General features: G+C 59.9%; 6 protein-coding genes. All 6 read left to right on the top strand.

What is annotated here, in order from left to right; all coding sequences use genetic code 11:
• Nucleotides 1-309: 309 nt before the first annotated feature.
• Nucleotides 310-1,131 carry a hypothetical protein gene (locus tag ACFQPB_RS23355; RefSeq protein ID WP_382228696.1) on the top strand — a complete coding sequence of 274 codons (822 nt, stop codon included), beginning with the start codon at nt 310-312 and terminating at the stop codon, nt 1,129-1,131.
• Nucleotides 1,128-1,754, top strand: coding sequence for a hypothetical protein (locus ACFQPB_RS23350; RefSeq protein ID WP_382228694.1), 627 nt, complete (start codon nt 1,128-1,130; stop codon nt 1,752-1,754). The genes ACFQPB_RS23355 and ACFQPB_RS23350 overlap by 4 nt, the downstream gene beginning before the upstream one ends.
• A gap of 35 nt (nt 1,755-1,789) precedes the next feature.
• Entirely contained in the window at nt 1,790-4,951 is a 3,162-nt protein-coding gene (locus tag ACFQPB_RS23345; protein WP_382228693.1) for a type I restriction endonuclease subunit R, read from the top strand.
• Nucleotides 4,952-4,997: 46 nt separating this feature from the next.
• Nucleotides 4,998-5,609, top strand: coding sequence for a hypothetical protein (locus ACFQPB_RS23340; protein ID WP_382228690.1), 612 nt, complete (start codon nt 4,998-5,000; stop codon nt 5,607-5,609).
• Nucleotides 5,610-5,696: 87 nt separating this feature from the next.
• Nucleotides 5,697-6,314 carry an SIR2 family NAD-dependent protein deacylase gene (locus tag ACFQPB_RS23335; protein ID WP_382228688.1) on the top strand — a complete coding sequence of 206 codons (618 nt, stop codon included), beginning with the start codon at nt 5,697-5,699 and terminating at the stop codon, nt 6,312-6,314.
• 5 nt (nt 6,315-6,319) lie between these two features.
• On the top strand, nt 6,320-7,709 hold a 1,390-nt coding region (locus tag ACFQPB_RS23330; RefSeq protein ID WP_382228686.1), incomplete at its 3' end, for a hypothetical protein.

The following is a 7,709-nucleotide window of genomic DNA, read 5'->3' as shown; positions in this document are numbered from 1 at the left end:
AATCAGGGTCAAGGTTCCGGGTGGCTACCGTTCAGAAGAATCCGAATGGCCTGACATTCAGTCCCGTCAAGTTGCTGCCATGAACGCCCTGACCGCAGCTTTGCAGCCTCACATCAAGCAACTGAAGTTGGGACAGTGAAAGGTCGAACGCATGGCAGTCCACAATGAAAGTCAGTTCGAGAGCCTCATCTGCGGAGACCTGAGCGCCTATGGCTTGCTAAAGGCTATTCCGGGCAGTGAGGGTGATTCCACGGGTCACGACATAGCCCTCGCGCTGTATCCGGCGGATTTGATCCGATGGAGTGCCGCATGCTGAACGCTATCGTGAGCGGCAAAGCCGGACGCGTGGTGGTCGATGGCGTTGAGCGCAGTGTCAGTTGGCGGGAGATGTTTCGCCGCAGCGAGGACTTGATGACAGCTGCGGTGTTCGGCCGCTTGCGCTACTTTTCTCCAAGTCTGCTTGCTCGCGTCATGGGCACTTTGGTCACCCCTGCTGCAGCGGCGAATTTCGGCGACTTGCAGCGGGTGGACTTCTGGCCAAACCTGGAAGGCACTCATGGGCGTGTTCGCGTGCAGCCAGATGTGCTGATGTGGTTCAAAACTGCACTCGTGATGGTTGAAGTCAAGCCGCCGTTTGGCGGTGATCAAAACCCTGATCAATGGCGGGATCAGATCCGGGCTGTGGCGCAACTTGCGCAACGTGACGATGAGCCATTTCCCAACGCTGTCCATTTTGTCGGTTTGGGGCGGAATCGGAATACATCGCCTCTCAGTGAAGTAAACGTGGGCGAGTTTGATACCGGCGGCAACTTTGAGCTTTTTCTTTATGAACGGGAGTGGGACATCGTTGCCTCCGTCCTGCGCGACATGCGCGATGAGGCAGTGGCAGCAGACGCCGCCGTCTTGGAGGACTTAAGCAGCGCGTTGCAGTTGTTCGGCATGCTCACTGAGAGGTACACCTGGACTTCGTTGTTGGAGTGGGCCAATTACGTCAGCCTGTCCTCTGCTAAGTTGGCTGAGTTGCCGTTCAAGACCACCACTTCCGTGAGTCAGAAATCAAGGCGCAAGTCGCCAGATTGGCATGGCTTGGTAGATTTTTCCTCTCTGCACCCTATTAGTTTGCAACCATGAGCACCTCTCCTGAAAAGTTCACGAATCTTGTGGAACAGGTCCAGATCGCACACCGTCTGTGTGTGGGCTTTTACCAGCGCCTCTTGCCCGGTGTTGACGAAATCGCACGTGCGATCGACTGTGTATTCCGCTCTTGGGGCCCCATCGAAACCAGTCGTCCAGCCAGTCGCTCCACTTCGCCGACCAATAACAAATGGGCATGGGACTTGGTCCCGATGTTTGCGACGCAATTTGACTATGCGCGTGAAAGTGGCGGTACTGCCCGCGCGGGCGATCTGATGTTGTCTTTCGTCATCTACATTGACGAGAACTTCAGCAAAAAGCGTCGAGTTGAATTGAACGTCAGAGGTCAGCCCGACCCGATCAAGCTGGAGCGTGGTGACGCAACCGTTCAAGTCAGGTTGTTTAGATGCACGGCAGACAGCAATAAGACACTTGATAGCTTGATTGAAGATGAAATTCAAGTCCAGACCGGTGGCACAGGATGGTTGCGTTTGAGTGACAAGTTGGAGGCAGTTCACCTGCGTTACGCCTTGGCGAACTTCATTGCAGACACCGATAAGGTTGCGAGTGAGCTCAAGACGTTGGTTGGTGGGCCACCTGATGCGGGCCAGACGCGCTAGAAGACTGAATCCAGTGATGCGGGAGGAGTAAGGCAGTGGCATTGCACAATGAAATCCAGTTCGAGGCCGACATCTGCGAGCACCTGGGTACCCAAGGGTGGCTGTACGCTGCGCCGGGCAGCGAAGGTGATGCCAAGGGCTATGACACCGCCCGAGCGCTGTACCCGGCTGATGTGCTGGCTTGGGTGCAGATCAGCCAGCCACACGCCTGGGAGGTGCTGCAGAAGAACCACGGCCCAGCGGCCGAAGCGATGCTGCTCGACCGACTGCGTAAGGCGTTGGATGAACGCGGCACGCTGGAGGTGCTGCGCGTGGGCGTTGAGCTGCTGGGGCTTAAATCCCCGCTCAAGCTTGCCCAGTTCAAGCCGGCGCTTGCCATGAACCCTGAACTGCAGGCCCGCTACGCCGCCAACCGCCTGCGTGTGGTGCGCCAGTGCCGCACCAACCACGACGACATCATCGACTTGGTGCTGTTCCTCAACGGCATTCCGGTGGCCACGGCCGAGCTCAAGACCGATTTCACGCAGGACATCAACGCAGCGGTTGACCAATACCGTTTTGACCGCCTGCCCAAACCCAAGGGCAAGCCGTTTGCCGAGCCTTTGTTGGACTTCCCGCGCGGTGCGCTGGTGCACTTTGCGGTGAGCAACCGCACGGTGATGATGACCACCCGCCTGGAGGGACCGAAGACCAACTTCTTGCCCTTCAACCTGGGTAACCAGGGCGGCGCCGGTAATCCGCCCAACGGACAAGGCCATCGAACGAACTACCTGTGGGAGCACGTCTGGCAGCGCGACAGTTGGCTTGAGATCATTGGCCGCTACCTCATCACAAAGCGGGACCAGAAGAAGCGCATCACCAGTGTGCTGTTCCCCCGCTACCACCAGCTCGACGCCACCCGCAAGCTGGTGCAGACCGTGCTGGCGGAGGGGGCAGGGCAGAAGTACCTGATTCAGCACAGTGCGGGCAGTGGCAAAACCAACTCCATTGCCTGGACGGCGCACTTCTTGGCCGACCTGCACGACGCGAACAACCAGAAGGTGTTCGACACCGTGTTGGTGGTCAGCGACCGCACGGTGCTGGACACTCAGTTGCAGGAAGCCATCTTCGACTTTGAGCGCACGGCCGGTGTGGTGGCGACCATCAAGGGCGAGGGGGGGAGCAAAAGCGCCGAATTGGCCGAGGCGCTGTCGGGCAGCAAGAAGATCGTGGTCTGCACGATCCAGACCTTCCCCAAAGCCCTGAGCGCGGTTCAGGAGCTGGCTGCCACCGAAGGCAAGCGTTTTGCAGTGATTGCTGACGAGGCGCACAGCAGCCAGACGGGCGAAGCGGCCGCCAAGCTCAAACAGGTGCTCAGTGCAGAGCAGATGCAAGAGCTGGCTGACGGTGGCGAGATCGACACCGAAGATCTGCTGGCCGCGCAGATGGCGGCCAAGGCTGGTAACGGTGATGCCAACAAAGGCATCACCTACGTGGCCTTCACCGCCGCGCCCAAGGCCAAGACGCTGGAACTGTTTGGCCGCCGGCCCAACCCTGAACTACCCGCCGGGTCAGACAACTTCCCGGGGGCTTTTCACGTCTATTCCATGCGGCAGGCCATCGAGGAAGGGTTCATTCTCGATGTGCTGAAGAACTACACGCCCTACAAGCTGGCCTTCAAGCTGGCCAACGAAGGGCGCGAGTGGGACGAGACCGAGGTGGAGCGCAGCGAGGCGGTCAAAGGCCTGATGCGCTGGGTTCGCCTGCACCCCTACAACATCAGCCAGAAGGTGGCCATCGTGGTGGAGCACTTCCGCGAGAACGTGCAGCCGCTGCTGAACGGACACGCCAAGGCCATGGTTGTGGTGGGCAGCCGCCTGGAGGCGGTGCGCTGGAAGCTGGCGCTGGATGCCTACATCACCGAGAACGGCTACACCCTGGGCTCGTTGGTGGCGTACTCGGGCGAGGTGAACGACCCGCAATCCCTGCCCGAACCGGTGGCCGAAACTTCCAAGACACTCAACCCCAACCTCAAAGGACGCGACATCCGCGATGCCTTTGCCACCGATGAATACCAAATCCTGCTGGTGGCCAACAAGTTCCAGACCGGCTTTGACCAGCCGCTGCTGTGCGGCATGTACGTGGACAAGCGGCTGGCAGGCATCCAAGCGGTGCAGACCCTCAGCCGCCTGAACCGCGCCTACAACGGCCCGCACGGCTTGAAGGACAACACCTACATCCTCGACTTCATCAACGACCCGGACGAGATCCTGGCGGCTTTCCAGACCTACTACGAGACGGCCGAACTGGCCGGCGTGACCGACCCACACCTTGTGTACGAATTGCGCGCCAAGCTGGACGGCAGTGGCCACTACGACGACTTCGAGGTGGAGCGCGTGGCGCTGGTGGTGCTCAACCCCAAATCCAGCCAGGGCATGTTGCTGGCCGCCATAGAGCCCGTGGCCGACCGGCTGCTCAAGCGGTACAAGGCCGCCCAACAGGCATTTACCGCTGCCCAGGCCAAACACCCCGACGGACCAGAATCGCAGGCCGCCAAAGACGAAATCGACGCCCTGCTGCTGTTCAAACGCGACCTGGGCACCTTCGTGAGGGTCTACGCCTTCCTGAGTCAGTTGTTCGACTATGGAAACACAGCCATAGAAAAACGGTCCATCTTTTTCAAGCACCTGCTTCCACTGCTGGAATTTGGTCGTGAGCGGGAAGGGGTGGATCTCTCAAAGGTGGTGCTGACCCATCACAAGCTCAAAGACCAGGGCAAGCGCACGCTGGTGCTGGGTGAAGACGATACTGACTACAAGCTGTCACCACTGACCGAGCCCGGGGGCGGGCAGGTACAAGACAAGCAGAAGGCACTGCTCTCGGAGATCGTCCAGAAGGTCAACGACCTGTTCGAGGGCGAGCTGACCGACGACGACAAACTGGTCTACGTGAACAACGTGTTGCTGGGCAAGCTGCTCGAATCAGACCAGCTTGTGCAGCAGGCCATGAACAATTCCAAAGGCCAGTTTGCCAACTCTCCTGACCTGGACACCGAACTGCTCAACGCCATCATGGACGCGCTGGTGGCCCACAACACCATGAGCAAGCAGGCGCTGGATTCGGAGCGAGTGAGGTTGGGGTTGAAGTCCATCTTGCTGGGACCGGCGGGGTTGTATGAAGCGCTGCGACAGCGAGGTGGATCAGATGATCGCCTTTGAGACGCAACTGGTTTGGCGATCTCATTCATGAGGATGCCTGGCAAGTTTGCTCCCCGAACTGTCCGATGCCAGGGAGAATTTAAATGCCTCTCCCGATAAACTCGGTTGTGAGCGGGTCAGGGGGCAAATTCGCAATCACTTGCGAATCGGATCACCCCAGCAGTTGAGTGGGGTGACGAGCATGTTTGAGCCAAAGAGGTTGACCAGCGCGTTCAAGTGGATTGCGCCAGAAAAGCGAAAAAGCCGTTTCGGGCCAATGCCTCCGCGGAAAGCCGGGACGAGATCGCCCTGGTTATGGCTCGCCCGCCTAGCTGATGAGTTGTATCTGGTGAATGAATCCGAAGAGGTTCTTGAACGTGTCAGCGCTTCGCCAATTGGGTGGCTTCGGATAGGACACGAGGAGGGTGTGACGCCGTTGAATCAGCCTACCCCGTGCATTGGCTACCACGGTGTTCCCAAGTGTGCCGCTGTGAAGGTGGCCGAATACGACGATTTTTACGACCTGGACTTCGATCTGGGTGTGAGTCTTGTGATTCAGTCTCAAAGAATGGGGTGTGTGGAACTGCAAACCCCATTGAGCAAGGGCGGCGTGCAGGAGACGGTACTGCTCTGGGACAACGGGGATACAGGCCCTGGTGTGCACATGAACCCGCGCTGAAGCGATTTCTCCTGCCAAAGAAATACAAGATGAATGACCTATCAAACAACTTGAAGCAACGCTTGCCTGCCCGGTAAAGGGATCACGATGGACGATCGACAGCATGCCTTGACCGTTGCTTGGGAATGGATCCGTGACGCCGATGCCCTGCTCATTTGTGCTGGCGCGGGAATGGGGGTGGATTCAGGGCTGCCCGACTTTCGAGGGCCAGAGGGCCTGTGGCGCCACTACCCAGGACTGGCTCGTGCCCAACTGAGCTTTCAGGAAATTGCCAGCCCATGGGCTTTTCAGCATGACGCGGCACTGGCATGGGGCTTCTACGGACACCGGCTGGCGATGTACCGGCAAGCACAACCGCACCGGGGATTCGCGCAGTTGCGCCAATGGGGTGATGCCAAACCTCACGGCTGCGCGGTGTACACCAGCAACGTCGATGGGCAATTCCAGAAAGCCGGTTTCCGTTCACAGCCTCTCACCGAATGCCATGGCTCGCTGCACTTCATGCAATGCACCCAACCCTGCGGCGAGCAGGTTTGGTCCGCAGATGACTTTGTGCCAGAAGTCGACTTGGCTATCACCGCAGTTTTGCCGTGGATGCACTCGGTACTGCAGCCACCTTGCTGGCATGGAGCGACCTGTGGCACTTGCACGGTTGGAGCACAGGAGCTGGCGCCGCACTGGCGGCATCTCCATCCAGGCGGATGAGAGACATGGCAGCCTTGCTGGCCGAGACGGAGGACACGCACAAGCTGGCGGCTGGCGTGGGCAAACGGCTTGCCTTGGTGAAGTCTGCGATGGCGGTGACCAGGCCTCGCATAGAACGCCTCACCCTTTGCGAACCGCTCTCACACTGGCCTCCTGCTTGGCAACAGGTGCTGTGCGAACTGCAGCCTACTGAGCAGAGCGGCATGCGACCGGCAGCTCAAGAGGGCACATTGTTGGGCGATATCCAGCGGGCCTTGTTGTCTCACGGAGGTGGGGCGCAGGCGGCCCAATTGCGCTGGCGCGACGATGGCAGCGTGTCGGTGATGCAGGCTGAGACGGGCTGGCTGGCAGCCCAAGGTCTGGCTCAACACCTGGCTGACCAGGCAACTGACACGGTGCTGTGCGCCCCCCAGGTTGGCGTTCTCGATGAGGTGATGGCTGCGGCGCAAGTGCCGCGTCAGGGGTTCAAAGAGTCCAACGGTTTTCGTCCTGCGCTGCAAGTGCTCCCGCTAGTGCTTGGCCAGTTGTGGAAACCGCTGGATCTGTACGGCCTTCTGCAGTTTCTGACCCACCCCATCTGTCCTTTGCCCTGGGTGGCTCGCTCAAAGCTGGCCGAGATGGTGGCTCGCTCCCCCGGCATCGGTCAGGGGCCGGCTTGGGACCGTGCTTTGGCTGATATTGAAACTGCCTGCGCCGCTTCAGGCAAAGACTGGACGGAGGTCCGCGAGCGAATTCGACAGTGGATCGAGCAAGAACGCCATGACCCAGTGCAGGGGGCCCCTTTGGCTGTTGTGACCGAGCGTCTGAATGCACTGGCCCAGTATTTTCAGGGGCGTTTGCGAGACACCGATCCGGCCAAACAGATCGCGTTCACCAGCGGACTGTCGCAGACGCTGACCTTGCTGCGCGCACTGAAGGCACTCGCGCTGCAAGGCGAAACCCACATTGCCGCACAGCCTCTGCAGACGCTGTTGGCTCAGGCCACCGCGCAGGGGACCATCCATCCGCTGCTGGTGGCCCACGTCGGCGCCTGTCGACCCGTGACGCACCCAGGGGCCGTCGTCGACGAAGCCGAGCAGGTGGTCTGGTGGCAGTTGCAGCCGCCACCTGATCTGGCCGGCTATCCATGGTCTCAGGCCGAACGGGCCGAATTGCACAGCGCAGGCGTGGCATTGCCCCACTTGGATGACGTGCTCGCTCGCGATGCGCGCGCATGGCAGGCCCCCGTTCTGGCGGCCCGGCGGCGCCTGGTCTTGGTGCTGCCCCCACCTGGTGAGGAAACGCACCCGTTGTGGCTGCTGCTTGAGTCACTTTTTGAGAAAGGGCACGGCCCTGCCATCCAAGCGATGGAAGACAGTCTGACCGATCAGCGGCTGGCCCCTGTGGCGTACAGAC

Origin of the sequence: Hydrogenophaga atypica (assembly GCF_042665215.1) — a bacterium.
Lineage (GTDB): Bacteria > Pseudomonadota > Gammaproteobacteria > Burkholderiales > Burkholderiaceae_C > Hydrogenophaga > Hydrogenophaga defluvii_A.
The sequence above is the reverse complement of the archived record's forward strand: the minus strand, read 5'-3'. Positions and strand labels throughout refer to the sequence as shown.

Coding starts and splice junctions, on each gene's coding strand:
- ACFQPB_RS23355 (WP_382228696.1), top strand. CDS start 310: ATGCTGAACGCTATCGTGAGCGGCAAAGCCGGACGCGTGGTGGTCGAT.
- ACFQPB_RS23350 (WP_382228694.1), top strand. CDS start 1,128: ATGAGCACCTCTCCTGAAAAGTTCACGAATCTTGTGGAACAGGTCCAG.
- ACFQPB_RS23335 (WP_382228688.1), top strand. CDS start 5,697: ATGGACGATCGACAGCATGCCTTGACCGTTGCTTGGGAATGGATCCGT.